At 74.1% G+C, this 21,865-nt stretch carries 20 protein-coding genes; 11 read left to right on the forward strand and 9 right to left on the reverse strand.

Features of this window, described 5'->3' with window-relative positions; genetic code table 11:
* Positions 1 to 13 precede the first annotated feature (13 nt).
* From BJ983_RS32055 to BJ983_RS32060, 6 genes are read left to right on the forward strand one after another with little or no spacing between them, the layout of a single operon-like run.
* Positions 14 to 1,648, forward strand: coding sequence for a polysaccharide biosynthesis tyrosine autokinase (locus BJ983_RS32055; protein WP_179792629.1), 1,635 nt, complete (start codon positions 14 to 16; stop codon positions 1,646 to 1,648).
* The gene (locus tag BJ983_RS04035; protein ID WP_179792630.1) at positions 1,645 to 2,427 is read left to right on the forward strand and encodes a class I SAM-dependent methyltransferase; all 783 of its coding nucleotides are present in this window, start codon (positions 1,645 to 1,647) and stop codon (positions 2,425 to 2,427) included. The genes BJ983_RS32055 and BJ983_RS04035 overlap by 4 nt, the downstream gene beginning before the upstream one ends.
* Positions 2,424 to 3,155, forward strand: a complete 732-nt coding sequence (locus tag BJ983_RS04040) for an acyltransferase (RefSeq protein ID WP_179792631.1) — start codon at positions 2,424 to 2,426, stop codon at positions 3,153 to 3,155. Before BJ983_RS04035 ends, BJ983_RS04040 begins: the two co-directional genes overlap by 4 nt.
* Positions 3,152 to 4,438, forward strand: a complete 1,287-nt coding sequence (locus BJ983_RS04045; protein WP_179792632.1) for an MATE family efflux transporter — start codon at positions 3,152 to 3,154, stop codon at positions 4,436 to 4,438. Before BJ983_RS04040 ends, BJ983_RS04045 begins: the two co-directional genes overlap by 4 nt.
* Complete coding sequence (locus BJ983_RS04050; RefSeq protein ID WP_179792633.1) at positions 4,435 to 5,145, forward strand: hypothetical protein; 711 nt, start codon at positions 4,435 to 4,437, stop codon at positions 5,143 to 5,145. Before BJ983_RS04045 ends, BJ983_RS04050 begins: the two co-directional genes overlap by 4 nt.
* Positions 5,146 to 5,156: 11 nt before the next feature.
* Entirely contained in the window at positions 5,157 to 6,212 is a 1,056-nt protein-coding gene (locus BJ983_RS32060) for a glycosyltransferase family 4 protein (RefSeq protein ID WP_218890098.1), read from the forward strand.
* Here the strand turns inward: BJ983_RS32060 and BJ983_RS04060 are convergent.
* From BJ983_RS04060 to BJ983_RS32065, 7 genes are all read right to left on the reverse strand, one after another.
* Positions 6,209 to 7,198 (reverse strand): beta-ketoacyl-ACP synthase 3, encoded by a 990-nt coding sequence (locus BJ983_RS04060; protein WP_179792635.1) that lies wholly within the window; start codon positions 7,196 to 7,198, stop codon positions 6,209 to 6,211. The two genes, BJ983_RS32060 and BJ983_RS04060, sit on opposite strands and share 4 nt — an antisense overlap.
* Before the next feature lie 101 nt (positions 7,199 to 7,299).
* Complete coding sequence (locus BJ983_RS04065; RefSeq protein ID WP_179792636.1) at positions 7,300 to 8,157, reverse strand: LLM class flavin-dependent oxidoreductase; 858 nt, start codon at positions 8,155 to 8,157, stop codon at positions 7,300 to 7,302.
* 11 nt (positions 8,158 to 8,168) lie between these two features.
* Entirely contained in the window at positions 8,169 to 8,969 is an 801-nt protein-coding gene (locus BJ983_RS04070) for an aldolase/citrate lyase family protein (protein ID WP_179792637.1), read from the reverse strand.
* Positions 8,966 to 9,421, reverse strand: a complete 456-nt coding sequence (locus BJ983_RS04075) for a MaoC family dehydratase (protein ID WP_179792638.1) — start codon at positions 9,419 to 9,421, stop codon at positions 8,966 to 8,968. The genes BJ983_RS04070 and BJ983_RS04075 overlap by 4 nt, the downstream gene beginning before the upstream one ends.
* Positions 9,422 to 9,455: 34 nt before the next feature.
* A complete protein-coding gene (locus BJ983_RS04080; protein WP_179792639.1) occupies positions 9,456 to 11,369 on the reverse strand; it encodes an AMP-binding protein in 1,914 nt (637 codons plus the stop codon).
* 23 nt (positions 11,370 to 11,392) lie between these two features.
* Positions 11,393 to 12,925 (reverse strand): carboxyl transferase domain-containing protein, encoded by a 1,533-nt coding sequence (locus BJ983_RS04085; protein ID WP_179792640.1) that lies wholly within the window; start codon positions 12,923 to 12,925, stop codon positions 11,393 to 11,395.
* Positions 12,926 to 12,960: 35 nt separating this feature from the next.
* The gene (locus BJ983_RS32065) at positions 12,961 to 14,109 is read right to left on the reverse strand and encodes an acyl-CoA dehydrogenase family protein (protein WP_179792641.1); all 1,149 of its coding nucleotides are present in this window, start codon (positions 14,107 to 14,109) and stop codon (positions 12,961 to 12,963) included.
* 117 nt (positions 14,110 to 14,226) lie between these two features.
* Here BJ983_RS32065 and BJ983_RS04095 point away from each other — a divergent pair, with 117 nt between their 5' ends.
* Positions 14,227 to 14,823, forward strand: a complete 597-nt coding sequence (locus BJ983_RS04095; RefSeq protein WP_179792642.1) for a TetR-type transcription factor C-terminal domain-containing protein — start codon at positions 14,227 to 14,229, stop codon at positions 14,821 to 14,823.
* A 68-nt stretch (positions 14,824 to 14,891) separates the two neighbouring features.
* Here BJ983_RS04095 and BJ983_RS04100 read toward each other — a convergent pair whose 3' ends face one another.
* Complete coding sequence (locus BJ983_RS04100; protein ID WP_179792643.1) at positions 14,892 to 15,797, reverse strand: DUF559 domain-containing protein; 906 nt, start codon at positions 15,795 to 15,797, stop codon at positions 14,892 to 14,894.
* Positions 15,798 to 15,958: 161 nt separating this feature from the next.
* Between BJ983_RS04100 and BJ983_RS04105 the strand changes: the two genes are divergently transcribed.
* Together BJ983_RS04105 and BJ983_RS04110 are read left to right on the forward strand one after the other, a co-directional pair.
* Positions 15,959 to 17,443: an outer membrane protein assembly factor BamB family protein gene (locus tag BJ983_RS04105; protein ID WP_179792644.1), complete on the forward strand. Its 1,485-nt coding sequence runs from the start codon at positions 15,959 to 15,961 to the stop codon at positions 17,441 to 17,443.
* A 98-nt stretch (positions 17,444 to 17,541) separates the two neighbouring features.
* The gene (locus tag BJ983_RS04110) at positions 17,542 to 18,096 is read left to right on the forward strand and encodes a DinB family protein (RefSeq protein WP_179792645.1); all 555 of its coding nucleotides are present in this window, start codon (positions 17,542 to 17,544) and stop codon (positions 18,094 to 18,096) included.
* 79 nt (positions 18,097 to 18,175) lie between these two features.
* Here the strand turns inward: BJ983_RS04110 and BJ983_RS04115 are convergent, their stop codons facing one another.
* A complete protein-coding gene (locus BJ983_RS04115; protein WP_179792646.1) occupies positions 18,176 to 18,628 on the reverse strand; it encodes a GNAT family N-acetyltransferase in 453 nt (150 codons plus the stop codon).
* Positions 18,629 to 18,715: 87 nt separating this feature from the next.
* Between BJ983_RS04115 and boxC the strand changes: the two genes are divergently transcribed.
* Complete coding sequence (gene boxC / locus BJ983_RS04120; protein WP_179792647.1) at positions 18,716 to 20,428, forward strand: 2,3-epoxybenzoyl-CoA dihydrolase; 1,713 nt, start codon at positions 18,716 to 18,718, stop codon at positions 20,426 to 20,428.
* A gap of 4 nt (positions 20,429 to 20,432) precedes the next feature.
* Complete coding sequence (gene boxB, locus BJ983_RS04125) at positions 20,433 to 21,860, forward strand: benzoyl-CoA 2,3-epoxidase subunit BoxB (protein ID WP_179792648.1); 1,428 nt, start codon at positions 20,433 to 20,435, stop codon at positions 21,858 to 21,860.
* Positions 21,861 to 21,865: the final 5 nt, after the last annotated feature.

The following is a 21,865-nucleotide window of genomic DNA, read 5'->3' on the forward strand; positions in this document are numbered from 1 at the left end:
GAAGGACCGCCCGGTGACCGCGCGCGAGTACCTCACCCTCCTCGGCCAGCAGTGGCGTTGGATCGTCGGCGCCGCGCTCGTCGGGGTCGTCGTCGCCGGCGTCGCCGTGCTGCTCACCCCGGCGTCCTACGCCGCGTCGGTGACCTTCTACGTCTCCACGGCGTCGAACACGAGCTCCGCCGACGCCTACCAGGGCAGCCTGCTCTCCCAGGACCGCGTGAAGTCCTACACCGAGCTGCTGTCCGGCTACCGCCTCGGCGAGGAGGTCGTCACCGACCTGCGCCTCCCCGACGACCCGCAGAGCGTCGCCGACCAGGTGTCGGCGAGCGTCAGCCCGAACACCGTGCTGCTCGAGGCCCGGGTCACCGACGCCTCCCCGGAGCGGGCGCAGGCCATCGCCGGTGCCGTCGGCCGCCGCTTCCCGGCGCTGATCGCCGACCTCGAGCGCCCCGCCGACCGCACGCAGCCCCCGACGGTGTCCGCCCGGGTGGTCGAGGGCCCCGTCCTCGCCCCGGGCCCGGTCTCGCCGAAGCCGCTGGTCGACCTCGGCCTGGGCCTCGCGGCCGGCCTGCTGATCGGCGTGACGATCGCGGTGGTGCGCCGCTCGCTCGACCGCTCGGTGCTGAGCCTCGCCCAGCTCGCCAAGCTCCTGCCGCACCCGTTGCTCGGCACCCTGCCGCGCGACCGGCACACCGACCGCACGCCGCTGTTCCTGCGCGACCGCCCGATGTCCCCGGCCGCCGAGAGCCTGCGGGCCGTGCACGGCAACCTCGCGCGTCCCGACGGCGAGGGCGTGCGCGTCGTCGTCGTCACCAGTGCCGTCGAGGGCGAGGGCAAGTCCACCCTGGTGGTCAACCTCGCTCTCGCCGAGGCGAACGCGGGCGGGCGGGTGCTCCTCGTCGAGGCCGACCTCCGCCGCCCGCGCGCGTCGGCCTACCTCGGCGTCCCCGCCGGTGGGGGACTGGCCGGACTGCTCGCCGGCCAGGGTGCCCTCGACGAGGCGGTCCGCCCCGGCGGGGTCGTCCGCCTGGACGTGCTGCCGAGCGGCCCGCTGCCGCCGAACCCCTACGAGCTGGTCGAGTCCGCCCGGATGGACGCGGTGCTCGCCGAGGCGCGCGAGCGCTACGACCTCGTGCTCGTGGACGCCCCGCCGGTGCTGCCGGTGGCCGACGGGCTCGCGCTGGCCCGCCGGGCCGACTCCGTCGTGGTCGTCGTCCGCGCCGGCGCCACCCGCGGCGCCCTGGTCCGCCGGGCCCACGAACTGCTCGTGACGGCCGGGGTGAGCGAGGTGGGGGTCGTCTTCAACGGCGTCACCACCGCGGTCGAGGGGCAGTACGCCGGCCGCTACCTCACGACCCCCGCACCCACGCCCGCCCCGGCACCCGCCCCGCAGCTCCCCGCCGCCGTCGCGCCGCTCGCCGCCGTCGAGCAGCGCCCGGCCGGGCCCGCAGCACCCTCAGTCCCCGCGCCACGCGCCGTCGCGAGCCACCACCGCCGGCCCCGGCACGCCCCGCCCCGCCAGCAGGCCACCGGTGGCCAGCACCGCACCCCCACCCAGGGGATCGCCGTCGGCGACCTCGTCGGCCGCCTCGCGGCCCGCGGGTCGCGGACCGCGGACCCCCGCCCACCCCAGGAGAGGTCGTCATGACGCTGTCCGTCCCCCGCCCGGCCCGGTCGGCCTCATCGGCCGAGCCGCACGCCGAGGTGTTCCCCGAGGTCCCCGCCGGCGGGTACACCCGCCTCGACGGGTCCGTCGAGTTCTGGTCCCGGGTCAACGCCGTGCTCCCGCCCGACGCGGTCGTGGTCGACCTCGGCGCCGGTCGCGGCTCCTTCCTCGAGGACCCGAGCCCGTTCCGGCGGTCCCTGCACGACCTCAGGCCGCGCTGCGCCCGGCTCATCGGGCTCGACGTCGACCCCGCGGTGCGGGAGAACCCCGCCCTGCACGAGAGCCACGTCATCGAGCCGCAGGGCCGGTTCCCGCTGCCCGACGGGTCGGTCGACCTGCTGGTGAGCGACTGGACCTTCGAGCACGTCGCGGACCCGGCGCACACCGCCGCGGAGATCGACCGGGTGCTCGCCCCCGGCGGGTGGCTGTGCGCCCGGACGCCCCGCAAGTGGGGTGCGATCGGCGTGCCGACCCGGCTCGTGCCCAACGCGCTGCACGTCGCCGCGCTGCGCCGCCTCCAGCCGGCGAAGGCCGAGGTCGACACCTTTCCCACGGCGTACCGGATGAACTCCCGCGCCGCCCTGCGCGGCTGGTTCCCGCCCGAGCGCTTCACCCACTGCGTCTACGAGTTCGACGCCGAGCCGGGGTACGTCGGCCGCTCGCCCGCGGCCCTGCGCACCGGGCTCCTCCTGCAGCGCCTCGTCCCCTCCCGCGCCGCCTCCACCCTCATGATCTTCATCCGCAAGGAGGAGTCCGCGTGACCGAGTACCAGCCGATCGACCTCGAGGCGGTCCGCACCTGCTCCCGGCGCCACCTGCGCAGCCGCCGCCTGCGGCTGCTCGTGGCGCTGCTCGCCGTCGTCGTGCCCGGCCGGGCCCGCCGGTTCCTCGCGGTCCGCGTGCTCGGACACGACATCCACCCCGACGCCCACCTGGGGCGCGCCCTGGTCGACGTCGACCGCCTCGTGATGGACGCGGGCGCGGTGATCTCGGCCGGCAACGTCATCCGTGGCTGCGAGCTGGTGGTGCTCGAGCGCGACGCGAAGATGGGGATGCTCAACCTCGTCAACGGCGTCCGCCGCGATCCGCGGTTCTACCAGGGCGTCGACCGGTCCCCGTCGCTGATCCTGCGCCGGGCCGCGCTCATCACGACGATGCACGTCGTCGACGCCTCGGCCCGGGTCGAGTTCGCGCCGTGGGGCACCCTCGCGGGCTTCGGCTCGCTCGTGCAGACGCACTCGGTCGACTTCGACGCCGTGCGCCAGGACGCCCGCCCGGTGACGGTCGGCGACCACTCGCTGGTGATGAGCCGCTCGGTGCTGCTGCCCGGCAGCGCGGTCCCGGACCACTCGCTGGTCGCGGCCGGGGGCGTGGTCGCCCGCTCGCTGCCCGACGAGCCGGCCCTCTACGGCGGGGTCCCGGTCCGCGTCGTCCGCCCGACCGACCCGACGTCGGCGTTCTTCGTGCGCGAGGGGGTGGACATCCTGTGAGCAGCCCGCGGCGTGCGGCGCTCGGGGTCGCCGATCAGGCGGTCAGCTCCGCCACGAACTACCTCACCGCGTTCGTGGCCTCCTTCGTGCTCCTGCCGGAGTCGTTCGGGGCGTTCGTCGTGGCCTTCGCCGTGGTCACCGTGCTCGCGGCCGCGACCCGCGCGGTGCTCTCCGAGCCGCTGATCGCCCACCTGCCCGCCGTCGCCTCCGCGGACCGCCGTGCCCGGCTCGCCGGCTCCGCCCTCGGGGCCGCCGCCGTGTTCGGCCTCGCCGGCACCGCACTCGTCGTCGTGCTCGGTCTCGTCGGCGGCGAGGTGCTGTCGACCCTGCTCGTGTTCGCCCCGTGGATCCTCGGCGCGATCGTCGTCGACGCCGGCCGCTACGTGCTGCTCGCGCGCCTGCGGACCGGCGCCACGCTCGCCGTCGACGCGGCCTGGGCGCTCGCGCAGGGCGTCGGGCTCGGCGTCGTCGCGCTCGTGGGCAGCTGGACCCCCGCCGCGCTCGCCGCCTGCTGGGGCGTCGGCGCCCTCGCCGGCCTCGTCGTGGTCGTCGCCGTCGGGGTGGAACGCCCCGGTCGTCCCGGCCCGTGGCTGCGGGAGGGGCGCTACCTCTCGGGGTGGTTCACCGTCGTCTCGATCCTCGGCCAGGTCCAGATGTACGCGGTCCTCCTGCTCGCGGGGATCGTCGTCTCGACCCGCGAGATGGCCGGGCTGCGCGCGGTGCAGCTGCTCGTGCTGCAGCCGCCGACGACCTTCATGGCCGCGGTCCTGGTCCTCGCCACCGCGATGTTCGCCCGCTACCCGGTCGCCGCCGACGGCTCGCTGCCGCCCGGGTTCGCCGCCCTGCGCCGCCGGCTGACCCTCGCGATGGCGGGGCTCGGCGTGCTGGTGCTCGTCGCGATCCCGCTGCGCGACGTCCTCATGGGGCTGCTCTTCCCCCGCTACGTGGACTTCGCCCCGCTCGTGCCGCCGACCGCCCTGCTCGTCGCGGTCCTCGGCCTGGGGGTGCCCGCCGCCGCCGCGCTGCGCGGGATGCGCCGCGGCGGACTGCTCTGCGCCATCCAGGTCCTCACCAGCCTCGGCATGGTGGGTGGCGCCACCGTGGGGTTGCTCGTCGGCGGGGTGCTCGGCCTGTGCTGGGGGATGGTCGTCGCCGCCACCGGCATCGTCGCCGTGCAGTACGTGGCCGCGCTGCGCGCCCGGCCGCGGGCCGTCGAGGAGCTCGCCGTCGGGACGGACGTCGTCGGGGTGGACCCCGTGCCGCTCCCGGACCCGGTCCGATGACGCCGGTGCTCGGGCGCCGGGCCGCCCTCACGCTCCTGGGGCTCGCCGCACCGGCCGCCCTCGCGGCCTGCGGCAGTGCCTCGACGGCGTCCCCGCGACCGGTGTCCGCGGGCACCCGGCTCGCCACCGACTGGAGCGCCCGCCCGGCGGGCACCGGGGCGCAGGCGGGGGACGAGGGGGTGCCGTTCCGCGTCGTCGCGCACGACGCACCCGCACCCGTCGTCCGGGACGGGGGCCTGGAGGCCGGTCTGCCCGACGCCCACTCCGCCACGTACGTCCTGGCCGACGCCGGGGCGGACGTGGTGCGGATCGGCGCGACCTTCGCCTTCGGCCCGGGCTCCGAGGCCGGGTCGCTCTGCCTCGCGGCGTTCACCGGGGTGCCGCTGGAGGGGCCGGCGCCCCGCACCCGGTGCCACTTCGTGATCACCCCGCTGCGGTGGGTCTACGGGGTGATCGAGGACGGGACGAGCCTGGCGACGCTCGCGCGCGGGGTGCACACCGTCCCGCTGCGCCAGGACGGCACGCCGTACTCGGCCGAGGCCGTGATCGTCGGGTCGACCGCGTCGCTGTCGCTGCCCGACGGCACGACGACGGCGGTCGGCGACCCCCGGATCGGCACGCTCGGCGGGCCGCTCGCGTGCTGGGAGTACTACAAGGATGCCGCGGGAGCGGCCGACCTGCGCCTGCTGCGCAGCTGGGCGGGATGACGATGGAGCGAGTGACGGACGGCCCGACGAGCACGACCGTGGCCTGGATCGGGCCGCTGCCCGCACCGGTGCACGGGGCGAGCCTGGTGACGGCGCGGCTGCTGGACCGGGTGCGCGGGGAGGTGGCGGACGTCCGCGTCGTCGACGTCATGGGCTCCGGCACCGGGGTACGCCACGTCCTGACCCGGGCGGCGGCGCACCTGCGGGCCCTCGTCGTGGTGCTCGGGCTGCCCACCGGGTCCGCCGTGTACGTGTCGCTCTTCGGCGGGCTGGGACTCTGGTACCAGCTGCCGGTGCTCGCCGCGGCGCGCCTGCGGGGCCTGCGGGTGGTGGCCCACCACCACTCCTACGCCTACCTCACCGCGACGGCGGTGCCGATGGTGCTGATTACGCGGGTGCTCGGGCGCCGCGACCGCCACCTGTTCCTGTCCCGGACGATGCGGGCGGCGTTCGAACAGCGCTACGCCTCCCGCGCCGAGCACGCGGTGCTGAGCAACGCGCACGTGGTCGACCCCGGCCCGGTGGGCCCGGCCCGGGACGGTGACCTCGTGCTGGTGCACGTCAGCAACCTCGGGGTGAGCAAGGGCTCGGTCGCCGCCGTCGAGGCGTGCGAGGTCCTGCGCGAGCGGGACCCGCGGACCAGCCTGACCCTCGTCGGCCCGTGCGGCGACGACGACACGGCGGCGGCGATCGCGCGGGCGGGGGAGGCGGTGCGCTGGCTCGGACCGCGCCCGACCGCCGGGGTGAACGAGGCGCTCGACGCCGCCGACGTGTTCCTCTTCCCGTCGAGCTACGTCAACGAGGCCGAGCCGCTCGTCGTCCTCGAGGCCCTCTCGCGCGGGGTGCCGGTCATCGCCACGCGACGCGGTGCGCTGCCCGAGCTCTTGCCCGCGGACTGGCTCGTCGAGGGCCCGGACCCCGTGGAGATCGCCGCCCGTGTCGAGGCGCTGTGCGCGGGCCCGACGTGGCGGGCCGACGCCGCCACCCGGGCGCGGGCGCTGTTCGCCGCGCGGCGCGCCGACGCGGACCCCGTCGCGCTCGTGACGGCGGGCTCGGGCGGGCTCTAGACGGGCGGCAGGGACACGACCTGCGCGGCGAAGGTGAGGCCCGCGCCGAAACCGCAGAGCAGCGCGAGGTCCCCGGGGCGGGCACCACCCGTCGTCAGGACGTCGTGCATCGCGAGGGGGACCGAGGCCGCGGAGGTGTTGCCGGTGACGGCGACGTCGCGGGCGACGGTCACGTGGTCGGGCAGGGCGAGCGCCTTCACCAGGCCGTCGGTGATCCGGGCGTTCGCCTGGTGCGGCACGAAGGCGTCGAGCTGCTCGGGCTTGCAGCCGGCCTTCTCCAGGGCCTCGAAGACGAGGGGGACCATGCGGGAGGTCGCCCAGCGGAACACCGTCGGGCCCTGCATCCGCAGCGCAGGGCGCTCGCCGGTCGCGTGGGCCTCCGCCCAGGTGACCGACTGCGCGATGAGCCCGGCCTGCGTGCCGTCGGCGCCCCAGGCGGCGGGCCCGACGCCGGGCTCCGCCGACGGGCCCACGACGACGGCCCCCGCGCCGTCGCCGAACAGGAAGGCGGTCGAGCGGTCGGTCGGCTCGACGATGTCGCTCATCCGCTCGACGCCGACGACCAGCACCGCCCCGTGACCCGCGTCGACCAGCGACGCCGCCACCTCGAGGGCGTAGCAGAAGCCCGCGCAGGCCGCGCCGACGTCCATCGCGGCCCCGTTGGTGGCCCCGATCTCGGCGGCGAGCCGGGTGCCGACCTGCGGACACCCGGTGTCGGCGGACATCGTTGCCACCAGCGTCACCGCCACGTCGGCCGCGGCGATCCCGGCCGCGGCCAGGGCGTCGCGGGCGGCCGCCGCTCCCATCGCGACGACGGTCTCCCCGGCCTCCGCCCGGCGGCGCGTCGAGATCCCGGACCGGGCGTGCACCCATGCGGCGTCGACCTCGAGGTGCTCGCACACCTCCTCGTTGGTGACCACCCGGCGGGGACGGTAGGCGCCCAGCCCGAGGAGGGTGGCGTGGTGGCCGGTGCTGATCGAGCCCAAGGGGATGCCTCGCGAGACCGTCGGGGGAGTCGTCCCCTCCACGGTCACCCGGCCCCGTGGTTACTCGGAAGTCCTACTATCTGGTACGCGGGTGCGTCCGGTCACACCGTTCCCGACGGCCGGTACGCGGCCACCGCCGCGCTGAGTTCCGCGCCCAGCTCCCGGTCGGTGGACAGCGGCCCGTAGAGCACCTGCTCCGCCCCGGCGTCGGCGTACTCGTGCAGCCGTGCCGCGACGTCCTCGGGCGTGCCGTAGGGGACGCAGGCGTCGACGATCCGGTCCATGTCCTGCCCGTAGATCTCGCGGAGCCGGGCCACGGCGAGCTCGCGCGCCGCCGCCCGCGACCGCCCGACCGCCGACCACGCCAGCAACCCTCCGGTGACCGGCCCCCGGCCCTGCTCGGCCGCCACGTCGTTCACCAGTCGCAGGCCGCGCGCGACCCGGTCCGGGCTGCAGAGATAGGGCATCCAGACGTCGCCGGCCCGGCCGGCGCGGCGCATCGAGGCCTCCGAGCGCCCGCCGATCCAGATCGGGACGGGCCGCACCGGCGGGGGGTCCATCCGGTGTCCGTCGACGGCCTCGCCGTGCAGGTGGGCCCGCACCACCGGCAGGGCCTCGTCGGTGCGCCGGCCACGGCCGCTCACCGGGACGCCGACCGCCTCGAACTCCGCCGGGTACTCGCCGCCGACCCCGACGCCGAGCTCGAAGCGTCCACCCGAGATGCGGTCGACCGACACCGCCATCTTCGCTGCCAGCGCCGCCGGGTAGAGCGGCAGCAGCGTCACCGCGGACAGCAGCCGGACCCGTGACGTCACCGCGGCGGCGGCCGCGAGGGAGACGAAGGCGTTCGACGTCGGGCTGCCGAACAGGACGTGCTCACCGCTCGCCACGAGGTCGAAGCCGACGTCCTCCGCCCAGCGGGCGGCCCCCGGGACGTCCGCCGTGTCGGTGGCGAGCATGAGCCCGAGCCTCACGCCTCCACGCCCGCCTTCGCGAGGACCGCCGCCGCCATCCGCAGGTGCACGTCGTCGACCATCTCCCCGTTCACCACGCCCACCCCGGCCCGCCCGGCCTCGACGACGTCGCGGGCGTGCGCGATCTCCTCGTCGGAGGGGGTGAACACCTCGTGCGCGAGCGTCACCTGCGTGGGGTGAATACAGATCTTGCCCTCGTAGCCGAGGTCGCGGCCCTCCCCGGCGTCCCGACGGAAGAAGTCGCTGTCGCGGACGTTGACGACGGCCTGGTCCAACGCCCCGACGCCCGCCAGCCGGGCCGCCAGCAGCACCTCGGAGCGGGCGAACAGCACCTCGTGGCTCGACGGGGTCCGCCGGCCGCCGATCGAGGCGATGTAGTCCTCCGCCCCGAAGTAGGCGGCGGTGACGTCGGAGCCCTCGAGCAGGTCGCGGGCCCGCGCCACCCCGCGGGCGGTCTCGATCCCGACGACGACGGGCCGGTCGCCGATGCGCTCGCGCAGATCCCGCAGCTGTGCCGGGTCCTCGTACTTCGGCAGCACGACGCCCGCCGCCGTGGCGGCGACGGCCTCGACGTCGTCGTCGTGCCACGGCGTCGCGGGCGGGTTGACGCGCACCAGGACGAGCGACCCGGCGTCGGGGAGGTTCTCCGTGGCGGTGCGCCGCGCGGCGTCCTTGTCGTCGGCGGCGACGGCGTCCTCGAGGTCGACCGCGATCGCGTCCGGTGCGGACCGGGGCGCCTTCGCGATCATGTCCGCGCGACCGCCGGGGACGAACAGGAGCGACCGCGGGACGTTCACGGTGAGGGCCTCCGGTGCATCAGGCCCGTCCGTCGCACGGTGCAGACGGTCTCGTCGCGCTGGTTCTGCGCGCGGTGGGCGAAGATCACGATGCCCGCATCGGACCGGGACCGCGACTCGCGCGCCTCGACGACCTCGGTCGACACCCGCACCGTGTCGCCGTGGAACACCGGCTTCGGGAAGGCGGCGTCGGTGAGCCCGAGCTGGGCGACGATCGTCCCGAGCGTCAGCTCCGGGACGCTCAGGCCGACCACCAGCGCGAGGGTGAACATGCTGTTCACCAGGGGCTGCCCGAACTCGGTCCGCGACGCGTAGTCGTGGTCGAGGTGCAGGGGCGCCGGGTTCATCGTCATGGTGGTGAACAGGACGTTGTCGGTCTCGGTGATCGTCCGCCGGGTGGCGTGCTCGACGACGAGTCCGGGCGTCAGTTCCTCGAACCACAGGCCGCTCATACCGCCGCCAGCTCCGCTCCGCTACGTGTCGCGTTCACGCGCGCACCGCCTCCCGCAGGGTGTCCAGGCTGGAGGGGTCCTCCAGCGCCGAGGTGTCGCTGCGCGCCTCGCCGTGGAGCAGGACCTCGCGCATCAGCCGACGCATGATCTTGCCGGTCCGGGTCTTCGGCATCGCGGCGGTGACGATGACACGGTCGGGCCGGGCGAGCCCGCCGATCGTGTCGCCCACGAGCTGCGTGACCTCCCGGGCGATGTCGCCGGCGTCCCCGGCCGTCGTCACGAAGGCGACCGGCACCGTGCCCTTGGTGTCGTCCGGGACCCCGACGACGGCGGCCTCAACGACCCGCGGGTGCGAGCCGACGACGGCCTCGATCTCCATCGTCGAGAGCCGGTGGGCGGCGACGTTGATGACGTCGTCGGCGCGGCCGAGCACCCAGAGATGCCCGTCGTGGTCGACGACGGCCTCGTCGTTCGTGGCGTAGCGGCCGGGGAAGCGCGAGAAGTACGTCGCGAGGTACCGGTCGTGGTCGTCCCAGACCGTGCGGGCCAGCGTCGGGAAGGGCCTCGTCATGACGAGGTTGCCCTTGGTCCCGGCCGGGACGGGGCGGCCGTCGTCGTCGACCACCTCGCACGCGTGGCCGGGCAGCGTGGTGCCCGTGGAGCCCGCCTTCAGGTCGTCCACGCCGGCGACGGGATAGGTCCACGTCGAGCCGGTCTCGGTCTGGCCGTAGGCGTTGACCACGGGGACGCCGAGGGTCTCGGTGGTCCAGGTGAAGGTCTCGCCGTCGAGGGGTTCGCCCTGCACCGTGATGAGGGAGAGCCGGGGGAGGGGGTGGTCGTGGGCCAGCGTGTCGCCGAACTTGCGGAGCATCCGCAGCACCGTCGGGGCGCAGAGCACCTTGGTCACGGCGTGCTTCTCGCACACCTCGTAGAAGCGCGCGGTCGACGGCGTGTCCAACGCGCCCTCGTAGCAGGCGATCGTGGCGCCGTTGGCGAGCCCGCCGATCACCGCCTGGATCGGGAACGTCAGCCAGCCCACGTCCGCGGCGACCCAGTAGACGTCGTCGTCGGTGATCGCGGTCTGCCAGTGCGCGTTGGCCCAGGTGCCGAGGAGGAACCCGCCGACGGAGTGCACCACGCCCTTGGGTCTCGACTCCGTGCCGGAGGTGAAGATGAGGAACGCCGGCTCGTTGGCGTCGAGCGCGACGAGCTCACTGCCCTCGGGGTGCGCGTCGATCAGCGCGGCGTAGGAGGTCTCGCCCTCCTGGAGCGGGACGCCGTTGCCGGTGCGGTCGACCACGACGGTGTGTTCGAGCGTCGGTGCGTCGGGGCGGGCCGAGCGCAGCGTGTCCAGCAGGGGCACGGGCTTGCCGCGGCGGTAGATCGCGTCGGCGACCACCACCACCTTCGCGCGCGCCGACGCCAGCCGGGAGGCGACCGCGTCGCGGCCGAAGCCGGAGAACAGCACGGTGTAGATGGCGCCGATCCGGTTGCAGGCGTGGATCGCGGTGAACGCCTCGACGAGGTTCGGCATGTAGATCGCCACCACGTCGCCGCGGCCCACCCCGAGCGCGGTCAGCCCGGCCCCGAGCCGGGAGACCTCGTCGGCGAGCTCCGCGTAGGTCACCGTGCGGGAGTCGCCGGGCTCGCCCTCCCACACCACGGCGGGTCGGTCGGGCACGGACTCGGCCCAACGGTCGACGCAGTTGTCGGCGACGTTGATCAGCCCGCCGTCGAAGTAGCGGAAGTCGCCGAGCTCGCCGGTGCGGACCGTGTCGTAGGGCCGCAGCCAGCGGTGCTGGTCGGCCACCCAGGCCCAGTAGTCGTCGGGGTCGGCGTCGTGCAGCGCGCGGGCGTGCGCGATCTCCTCCGCGTACCGGGCCGATCGCTGCTCGTCGCGGAGCGGGATCAGCGGGGCGGAGATCAGGGCACCGAGCGAGTCGTCCATGACCTGCTCCTCCTCTGGTGGGATCAGACGGGGCTGACGATGTGGTGGCGGCGCGGTGCGGAGCGGGTCCAGCCCTCGGCGTGCCGCATCCGCACGGCGAGCTCGGTGCGGAGCCCCTCCGGCGGCACGACGGTGTCGATGACGAGGTCGGAGCCCATCCGGAGCAGGTTGATCTCGGCGCGGTGTTCCTCGACCCGCTCCGCGACGAAGGCCTCGCGCTCGGCCTCGTCGGTGATGTCGGCGATCTTGCGCGCGTACACCGCGTTGACCGAGGCCTCCGGCCCCATCGCGCCGATGAACGCGCTGGGCAGGGCGATCGTGGCCCGCGGCTCGAACCCGGGGGCGCACATCGCGTAGAAGCCCGCGGCGTAGGCCTTGCGCAGGATCACCGAGAACTTCGGCACCTCGGCCGAGCTCATCGCGGCGATCAGCTTCGCGCCGTGGCGGATGATGCCCTGCCGTTCGACCGCGACGCCGACCATGAAGCCCGGGACGTCCTGGAGGAACACCAGGGGGATGTTGAAGGCGTCGCACCAGGACACGAAGCGGGCGGCCTTGTCGGCGGAGTCGACGTGGATGGCGCCGGAGCGCACGCTCGGCTGGTTCGCGATCAGGCCGACCACGCGGCCCTCGAGGCGCGCGAGCCCCACCACGATCTCGGGCGCCCAGTCCGGCTTGATCTCGAAGAACGAGCCGGCGTCGACGAGGCGGTCGATCACCGCGATCACGTCGTACCCGGTGACGGGGTCGGCGGGGATCAGGCCGTCCCAGTCGTCCTGCTCGGGCGCCCGCGCCTCGATGACGGCGGGCCGCGCGCTCCAGTCGCTCGGCAGGTAGGAGAACAGGAGCCGGGCGGCCGCGACGGCCTGCCAGTCCTCGTCGAACACGGAGTCACCGCAGCCGGAGACCTCGGCGTGCATCCGCGCGCCGCCCATCTCCTCCTCGGTGGTGCGCTCGCCGGTGACCTTCTCGGCCACCCGCGGGGAGGCCAGGAACATCGACGCGCGGCCCTCGACCATGCCGACCCAGTCGGTGAAGGCCGGCATGTACGCGCCGCCCGCCGCCGATGGTCCGTGCAGGCAGCAGATCTGGGGGACCCGGCCGGACAGCGCCACCTGCAGGCGGAAGATCGCACTCGCGCCGCGTCGTCCCGGGAAGAAGCCCATCTGCTCGGTGAGCCGGCCGCCCGCGGAGTCCACCAGGTAGAACACCGGCAGCAGGTCCCGGTCGGCGCGCTCGAGGATGCGGATCTGCTTCTCGCAGGTCTGCTGCCCCCACGACCCGGCCTTGACCCCGAAGTCGTGCGCGATCACGGCGACCGGACGGCCCTCGATCATGCCGACGCCGGTCACCACGCCGTCGGCCGGCAGGGGGCCGGCGAGCAGGCCGTCCTCGACGAACGAGCCCTCGTCGAGCAGCACCGCCAGCCGTTCCCGCGCGGTGAGCGTGCCCGGGTAGCGGCTGGTGTCGCCGCCCCGGAGCGCCCGCTCGGCCGCGGCGAGGATGTCGTCCGCCGAGGGAGGTGCCGGCGCCCCAGGGGGGACGGGCGCCGACACCTCCCTCGACGGACGGAGCCCGTTCGTCGTGCCCGTCACGGGATGAGCCGCTTCGAGAGGATCTCGAGCTGGATCTCGTCGGTGCCCCCGCCGATGCGCAGGATTCGGACGTCGCGCTGGTGGCGCACGATCGGGGTCTCCTCCAGGTATCCGGCGCCGCCGAAGAGCTGCAGCGCCTCGTCGACGACGTGGTCGGCGACCTTCGCGGCGAAGTACTTGGCGGCGGCCACCGACCGGCCGGCCTCCGGGTGGTCGCGGTCGAGACGGTCGGCGGCCTGGTAGGTCAGCGCGCGGGCGGCCTCGAGCTCGATCTCGGCGGCCGCGATGCGGTGGCGGATCGTCTGGAGGCCCGTCAGCGGGGCGCCCGCGACCTCCCGGCCCGCCACGTACTCGGTGACCATCGTGAGGGCCTCGCTCGCGTGGCCCAGCCCCATCGCCGCGAGCACGACGCGCTCGAGCTGGAAGGCGGCCATGATCTGGTAGAAGCCGCGGTTCTCGGCGCCCAGCACGGCGTCGGCGCCGACCTCGACGCCGTCGAGGACCACCTCGCGGGTGTCCGAGGAGTGCCAGCCGAGCTTGCGCAGCGGCTGCCCGACCGACAGGCCCGGGGTGTCGGCGGGGACGACGAACGTGGTGATCCCGCGGTGGCCCGTGGCCTCGGTGCGGGCGCCGATGATCAGCACGTCGGCGATCCCGGCGTTGGTGATGTACATCTTGCGGCCCTCGAGCCGCCAGCCGTCGTCGGTCCGCGTGGCCTTCGTCGTGATGCCCGCGACGTCCGACCCGGCGCCGGGCTCGGTGACGGCGATCGACGCGATCGCGGTGCCGGCGGCGATGCGCTCCACCCAGTCCTGCTGCTGCGCCGGCGTGCCGTGGCGGACCAGGTGCGGGCCCGCCATGTAGGCGCTGACCAGGGCGCCGACCGCGATCCCGCCGCACGCCCGGGAGAGCTCCTCGGCCAGCACGGTCACCGCGGTGTTCTCGCCGCCCTCACCCGCCGACCCGCCGAACTCCGCCGGGGTGAGCAGCCCGAGGAGACCGGCCGCGCCCATCTCCTTCCACAGCTGCTCCGGAGGGTGGCCCTGGCGCTCGGACTCCTCGACGACGGGGCGCACCCGCTCGTCGGTGAAGCGGCGGACCGCCGCCCGGAAGTCCTCGTGCACCTCGTCGAGCTCGAACGCCACGCTGCATCTCCCGTACACATCGCCGTGCTCCGGCCCGGGTCGACCTGCTTCGACCGACCGGTCGGGCGAAAGTAGGTCAGCTCACAGCGCGAGGTCAACCGTCTAGGGTCGTCGGATGTGACACCGCGAGCGAACGGCAGCCGCGCGGAGGAGCAGCGCCAGCGCATCCTCGCGGCGGCCGTCGGCGTGTTCAGTCGCCAGGGCTACCGGGCGACCTCGATGAACGACGTCGCCGCGGGGGTCGGGCTGTCCAAGCCGACGCTCTACCACTACGTCGCCACCAAGCAGGACCTGCTCGTCCAGATCTACGAGCAGGTCCTCGACGAGAGCCTCGCCTCGGCCCGCGCGATCGTCGCGGCGGCCCCCACGCCGCTCGACGCCGTCCGGGGCCTCATCGTCGAGCGCGTCGCCTACACCTGCGAGCACCGCGACCTGCTGAAGATCTGTTTCGAGGAGGAGTCGGAGCTCCCGCCCGAGCTCGCGAACCCGATCCTCGAGCGTCGGCGTGCCTTCGAGGACGTGGTGCTCGCCGCCGTGGAGGCGCACCTCGCCGAGGCGGGCACCGAGCTGGTCATGTCGCCGAAGGTCTACGTCAACACCTGTCTCGGCGCGGCGAACTGGGCCTACAAGTGGTTCCACGCCGACGGTCCGTTGACCCCGCGGGCGTTGGGGGAGCAGGTCGCGGCGGTGCAGCTCGCGGTGCTCGGCGGCTGATCCCCGGAGGGTGACTCGGGGAGTGCGGCGGAATGCGCCACCGTTGACACATTTCGCCGCACTCGCGATCAGGTGCGGGCGGCGAGGACGGCCCGCAGGACGTCCAGGAACTCCTCCGGCGACCCGACGATCTGATGCCAGTTCGTGCGGACGACGATCCAGCCGGCAGCGGTGAGTGCGTTCTGCCGGCGCGCATCGCGGAGGAAGGCGCGGAGGTCGCGGTGGTAGGCCCAGCCGTCGACCTCGACGATGACCTTCTCCCGCTGGAACGCCACGTCGGCGATCGCACGCCCGTAGCCGGGCAGGTCCAGGTCGAGGTTCGCGACCCAGCCGACCAGACCCGCTCCGGTCATGGCGGCATGGGCGCGCCGCTCGGCCTCGGACACCGCTCCGCCCGCCGCAAGGGCGAGGAGCCGGGCGACGACCGGCGTGCCCCGTCGTCGCGACCGACCCTCCTGGAGACGCTCCAGGATCGGCAGCGCCACCCGCCCCTGCTGCAGCGCCCGGTCCATCAGCCGGGCGCCCTCCTCCAGCCCCAGGTGCGCGGCGGCGTCGAGCACGGTGTGCGGCACGGTGGTCACCCGGAGCCCTCGGTGTCGAACGCTCACGGCGGGCGGGATGTGCCTGCGCACGATGCGGACGCCGGGACGAGTCCGGTGCTGACGGCGGGGCGGGACCGCGACGTCGATGACGTCCGGACACCGGTCGATCAGCCCGTGCCACCAGGCAGCGGCCGGGCCGACGAGGACGGCGTCCCCGCCCAGGGAGAGCAGGGCGGCCCGGACGAGGACCGTCGGCGTCCGCCGGTGCGACCCGACGAGGTAGACGCGGTGTGCGAGGCGGGTCCACTCGCCGGCGGCCACCTTGCGACGCACGGTCGTGTGGCTGTACCCGCAGTCCAGTGCCTGGCCCAACGTGATGGCGCCGTCCTGGTCGCGGACGGTCCGATGGAGACGTTTCTCGTCGAGGCTCACACGGGTTCTGACGGCGCCCGCGTGTTCGCGGATCCATCGAATCTCCACGGCCGCGCCCGACTGCGGCGGAATGTGCCGCGGGTGATGCACTTCGCCGCACTCGACGAGGGGGACCAGCTCCGGACGGCGGGTCGCGCGCGAGCGGAGCACGATCTGCACCCGTGACGAGACTCGGACGGCGGCTGGGTGTCGCCCTCGCTGCGGTGTCGGTGGTGGCCGGGTGCTCGACCGGCTCACCGCCCGCGCCCGCGCAGGCCTCGGCGCCCGCGACCGTCGCGCCGTACCCCGCACCGGAGGTGCCCGCCTCCGGCGCCGGGCTCGTCCTGCCGCCGGTCTCCGGTGCGGCGCCCGTCGCCCCGGCGCCGTCCGGCGGGGTGCGGGCGGGGGCGGACTGGACGACCTACCACGGGGACGCCGCCCGCGACGGCTACGTCGCGTCCGGCCCCGACCCGTCGTCGCCGGCCCTCGCGTGGCAGACCCCGCTCGACGGGAAGGTCTACGGGAGCCCCGTCGTCGTGGCCGGGGAGGTCGTCGCCGCGACGGAGGGCGGGTCGGTCTACGGCCTCGACGCGGTGAGCGGGGCGGTGCGGTGGCGGACCCACCTGGCCGATCCGCTGCCCGGCTCCGCCCTGCCCTGCGGGAACATCGATCCGATCGGCATCACCGGCTCGCCCGTGTTCGACCCGGCGACCGACCAGGTCTTCGTCGTGACCGCCGAAGCCGGCGTGCGCCACGAGCTCTACGCCGTCGATCCCGCGGACGGCGCGGTCCGCAGCCGCCGGGACGCCGACGTCCCCGGCGTCGACCCGGCCACCCACCTCCAGCGCGGCGCCCTCCTCGTCTCGCGGGGCACCGTCTACGTCCCCTACGGCGGCAACTACGGCGACTGCGGGCAGTACCGCGGGAGCGTCGTCGGCCTCCCGACGGCGGGTGGCGGGGCGCCGACGACGTTCGTCGTCCCGACCGGGCGTGAGGCCGGTATCTGGGCCGCGTCGGGTCCGGCAGGCCTGCCGAACGGCGACGTCGTCGTCACCACCGGCAACGGCGAGGCGACCTCCGGGGACTGGGACCACAGCGACTCGGTGCTGCGCCTCTCGTCGTCCCTGGCCCTCGTCGACGGGTTCGCGCCCGTGGACTGGGCGCAGGAGAACTCGGTCGACGCCGACCTCGGGTCGACCGGCCCGGTCCTGCTGCCGGGCACGCACCTCGCGGTCGCCGCGGGCAAGGGCGGCGGAGTGTTCCTCGTCGACCTGTCGGCGCTCGGCGGCGTCGGCGGGCAGAAGGCCGCGCTCCAGGGCTGCGAGTCCTACGGCGGCGGGGCGGCCGCGCCGGTGCAGGGCGGGGGAGCGGTCGCCTACCTGCCGTGCAGTTCCGGCCTGCTGCAGGTGCGGGTCGGGCCGGACGGGGCGATGGTCGGCGGGTGGCGGGCGCCCGCGCAGGTGACCGGGTCACCGGTCATCGTCGGCAGCACGGTGTGGTCGCTGCAGCAGGACGGAGCGCTGATCGGGCTCGACGCGGCGACGGGGACGCAGCGCGCGACGCTGTCGGTCGGGGACGCGACCCGCTTCGCGACGCCGGCCGTCAGTGGCAACGCGCTCTTCCTGCCGACCTCCCGGGGCGTCTCGGCGGTCCGCCTGGCCCCCTGACCGACGTTGCCCGACCCGTCGTCGGGAAGAGGACCGGAGCTGACCGCATCGACTCCTATCGTTGCTCCCACCAGCACCGATGATGGAGGCAGAACCGGATGAGCACCGACCCGAGCACCCTGTCCGGCGAGCGACGGGACCTCGTCGAGGCCCTGCAGATGCACCGCGGACTGTTCCTGCAGACGCTCCAGGGGCTCACCGAGGAGCAGGCGCGGACGCGGACGACGTTCTCGCTGCTCAACCTCGCGGGACTGGTGAAGCACGTCGCGTACACCGAGGCGGGGTGGCTGGCGTTCGCCAAGGAGGGCCCGACCGCGATGCCGATGGAGTGGCCGGAGGTCGACATGACCGACCCGGTGATCCAGGAGCGGATCGCGACCGGGGACATGCGCCACGACGAGTTCAACCTGCTCGGCGACGAGACGCTCGACGGGATCCTCGCCTACTACGCGAAGGTCGCGGACGAGACCGACGCCTACGTCGCGACCGCCGACCTCGACGTCGAGTGGCCCCTCCCGGAGGCGCCCTGGTTCACGCCGGGCGCCACGCGGTCGGTGCGGCGCGTGGCGATGCACGTCGTCGCCGAGACCGCGCAGCACGCCGGGCACGCCGACTTCCTGCGCGAGGCGATCGACGGCGCCCGGACGATGTGAGCCACCCCCGTCGGAACGAACGGGTCGTTCGTGGCCTCCAGCTGCACGAACGACCCGTTCGTTCCTCAGGAGGAGGGCGTCAGGACGACGACGGTGTCACCGCCGTGTCGGTGACGCGCACGCGGCGGCGCAGCTCCCCGGTGTCGCGGGCGTCGAACCCCTGGGAGGAGAGCCAGGCCTGGACGCCCTCGCGGTCGGGGTGGTTCACCGGCACCACGTTGTAGACGTAGTTCAGCGAGCGCGCCGCGGCCTCCTCGGCGAGCCGGTTCATCGCCCACGAGCCGACGCCGTGCCCGCGGAAGGCCGGGACCACGGCGACGAGCACCTCGGCGTCGCCCCACGTGTCGTCGAGCCGACCGAAGCCGGCCACCTCGCCGTCGGCCGTGCCGATCCGCCACCACGCGTCGCCCAGCGCGTCGCCCTCGGACGGCGAGCCCAGTCCGTGCAGCCCCGGGCCGGCGGGGGAGAAGGCGTCGGCCTTGGTGGCGTCCCACACCGGCGTCGGCTCCGCCGTCCACGTCCACTCGCTCACGGTCCACCTCCACGACTGTCTACGGGTCTTCCCCCTCTCGTCACAGCGTCGTAGAATGTGGGCGGGACGACAAGGGGAGGTTCCACGGTGACGGTGGTCGAGGAACGGGTCAACGAGGCGGTGGCGCCCGAGTCCGTCCCGCAGGTCGACTTCGACACGAGCCCGGACCGCTACCGGCACTGGCGCTTCACCGTCGACGGGCCGACCGCGACGGTCTACCTCGACGTCGACGAGTCGGCCGGCCTCGTCCCGGGCTACGAGCTGAAGCTGAACTCGTACGACCTCGGCGTGGACATCGAGCTCTACGACCTCACCCAGCGGCTGCGCTTCGAGTACCCCCAGGTCCGCAGCGTGGTGCTGACCAGCGGCAAGGACTCGAACTTCTGCGCCGGGGCGAACATCCGGATGCTGGCGGCGTCGAGCCACCCGTGGAAGGTGAACTTCTGCAAGTTCACCAACGAGACCCGCAACGGCATCGAGGACATGTCCGCGGCCGGGCAGACCTGGATCGCCGCCCTCAACGGCACCGCGGCCGGCGGCGGCTACGAGATGGCCCTGGCCTGCGAGCGGATTCTGCTCGTGGACGACCGGTCGAGCGCGGTCAGCCTCCCCGAGGTCCCGCTGCTCGGGGTGCTCCCCGGCACCGGTGGCCTGACCCGGGTGATCGACAAGCGCCGCGTGCGCAAGGACCGCGCCGACGTGTTCGCGACGAAGTCCGAGGGCTTCGGCGGGCGCAAGGCCGTCGAGTGGAAGCTGGTCGACGAGGCCGTCGCGCGCCGGGAGTGGGACCGGGTCGTCGCCGAGCGCGCCGCCGAGGCCGCCGCGGCGAGCGACCGGCCCGCCGACGCGCAGGGCGTCGCCCTCCCGCCGCTGCAGCGCACCGTGACCGACGACGCGATCACCTACGACCACGTCCGCGTGACGATCGACCGCGACGCCCGGACTGCCACCCTCGTCGTCGCGGTGCCCGCGATGAGCGACGACCCGGCCGCCCTCCACGAGCAGGGCGCGCAGCACCCGCTCCTCGCGATCGTCCGCGAGCTCGACGACGCCATCCTGCGGCTGCGCACGAACGAGCTCGCGATCGGGACGTGGCTGATCCTCACCGAGGGGACCACCGACGCGGCCCTCGCCGCCGACCGGCTCGTCGCGCACCACCAGGACGACTGGCTCGTCGCCGAGACCACGCGCTACCTCAAGCGGACGCTGAAGCGGCTCGACGTCACCAGCCGCAGCCTCATCGCCCTGATCGAGCCGGGCAGCTGCTTCGCCGGGCCGTTCCTCGAGCTGGCCCTGGCCTGCGACCGGCAGTACATGCTCGAGGGCACCTTCGAGGAGGCCGAGGACGCGACGCTGCCCAGCGGCGCCGAGGCGACCGAGCCGGCCACGCTCGTCGTCACGGACGCGCAGTTCGGCACCTTCCCGATGGGCAACGGGCTCTCGCGGCTGGAGTCCCGCTTCTACGGCGAGTCCCTCGACGCGATCCCGCGCGACGAACCCCTCACCGGCGCCGGCGCCGACGACGCGGGCCTCGTCACCGACGCCCCCGACGACATCGACTGGACCGACGAGATCCGCATCCTGCTCGAGGAGCGGGCCTCGCTGAGCCCCGACGCCCTGACCGGCATGGAGGCGAACCACCGGTTCGTCGGCCCCGAGACCATGGAGACCCGGATCTTCGGCCGCCTCACGGCCTGGCAGAACTGGATCTTCATCCGGCCCAATGCGAGCGGCCCCGAGGGCGCGCTGCGCAAGTACGGCACCGGCCGCAAGGCCGACTTCGACCAGAAGCGGGTGTAGCACGATGACCAGCGCGCGACCGAAGATCGACTTCGACGCCAAGATCCCGAACAACGTCGACCTCGCGGGCGACCGCAAGCTGCAGCGCGCCCTCGAGCGCTGGCAGCCGAACTTCCTCGACTGGTGGGGCGACATGGGCCCCGCCGTCGACACCAAGGACGTCTACCTGCGCACCGCGGTCGACGTCGGCCGTGACGGCTGGGCGCACTTCGACCACGTCCCGATGAACGAGTACCGCTGGGGCGTCTTCCTCTCCGAGCACGACCCCGACCGCACCATCGCCTTCGGCGAGCACAAGGGCGAGCCGGTCTGGCAGGAGGTGCCGGGCGAGTACCGCGCCGACCTGCAGCGCCTCATCGTCATCCAGGGCGACACCGAGCCCGCGTCGGTCGAGCAGCAGCGCTTCCTCGGGGCCACCGCGCCGTCGCTCTACGACATGCGCAACCTGTTCCAGGTCAACGTCGAGGAGGGCCGTCACCTCTGGGCGATGGTCTACCTGCTGCACGCCTACTTCGGCCGGGCCGGGCGCGAGGAGGCCGACCAGCTGCTGGCGCGCAACTCCGGCTCGGACGACTCGCCGCGCATCCTCGGGGCCTTCAACGAGGAGACCCCGGACTGGCTGTCGTTCTACATGTTCACCTACTTCACCGACCGGGACGGCAAGTACCAGCTCGGGACGCTGAAGGAGTCGGGCTTCGACCCGCTGAGCCGCACCTGCGAGTTCATGCTCAAGGAGGAGGCCCACCACATGTTCGTGGGCACCACCGGCATCGACCGCGTGGTCCGCCGCACCGCGGAGCTCATGCAGACCCACGACACCGAGGAGGTCGCCGGCGCCGGCGGCATCCCGCTGACGATGATCCAGAAGTACATCAACTTCCACTACACGGTGTCGCTGGACCTGTTCGGCAACGAGTCCTCCACGAACGCCGCGAACTACTTCACCGCCGGCATCAAGGGCCGCTGGCAGGAGGAGCGCCGCGACGACGACCACCGCCTCACCGACGACGCGAGCCACGTCGACGCGTTCCGCGACGGGCAGATCTCGCGCAACGAGGTCCCGGCGCTGCTCGCGCTCAACCAGGACCTGCGCCACGAGTACATCAACGACTGCAGGACCGGGCTCAAGCGCTGGAACCGGATCCTGCAGAAGGCCGGCATCGACGCCGAGCTGTACCTGCCTCACGTCGGGTTCAACCGGCAGGTCGGCGCCTTCGCGGGCGCGCACATCACCCCGGACGGCAAGGTCATCGGCGAGTCCGACTGGAACGCCCGCAAGGACGCGTGGCTGCCCACCGAGCTCGACAAGACCCACGTCCGCAGCCTCATGCACCCGGTCCTCGAGCCCGGGAAGATCGCGAGCTGGATCGCTCCGCCGTCGACGGGGATCAACGACAAGCCCGTCGACTTCGAGTACGTGCACTTCCACTAGCACTT

The organism is Actinomycetospora corticicola (assembly GCF_013409505.1).
GTDB classification, from domain to species: Bacteria; Actinomycetota; Actinomycetes; order Mycobacteriales; family Pseudonocardiaceae; genus Actinomycetospora; species Actinomycetospora corticicola.

Coding starts and splice junctions, on each gene's coding strand:
- boxB (WP_179792648.1), top strand. CDS start 20,433: ATGACCAGCGCGCGACCGAAGATCGACTTCGACGCCAAGATCCCGAAC.
- BJ983_RS04080 (WP_179792639.1), bottom strand. CDS start 11,369: ATGGACGACTCGCTCGGTGCCCTGATCTCCGCCCCGCTGATCCCGCTC.
- BJ983_RS04065 (WP_179792636.1), bottom strand. CDS start 8,157: ATGCTCGCCACCGACACGGCGGACGTCCCGGGGGCCGCCCGCTGGGCG.
- BJ983_RS04110 (WP_179792645.1), top strand. CDS start 17,542: ATGAGCACCGACCCGAGCACCCTGTCCGGCGAGCGACGGGACCTCGTC.
- BJ983_RS04050 (WP_179792633.1), top strand. CDS start 4,435: ATGACGCCGGTGCTCGGGCGCCGGGCCGCCCTCACGCTCCTGGGGCTC.
- BJ983_RS04035 (WP_179792630.1), top strand. CDS start 1,645: ATGACGCTGTCCGTCCCCCGCCCGGCCCGGTCGGCCTCATCGGCCGAG.
- BJ983_RS04075 (WP_179792638.1), bottom strand. CDS start 9,421: ATGAGCGGCCTGTGGTTCGAGGAACTGACGCCCGGACTCGTCGTCGAG.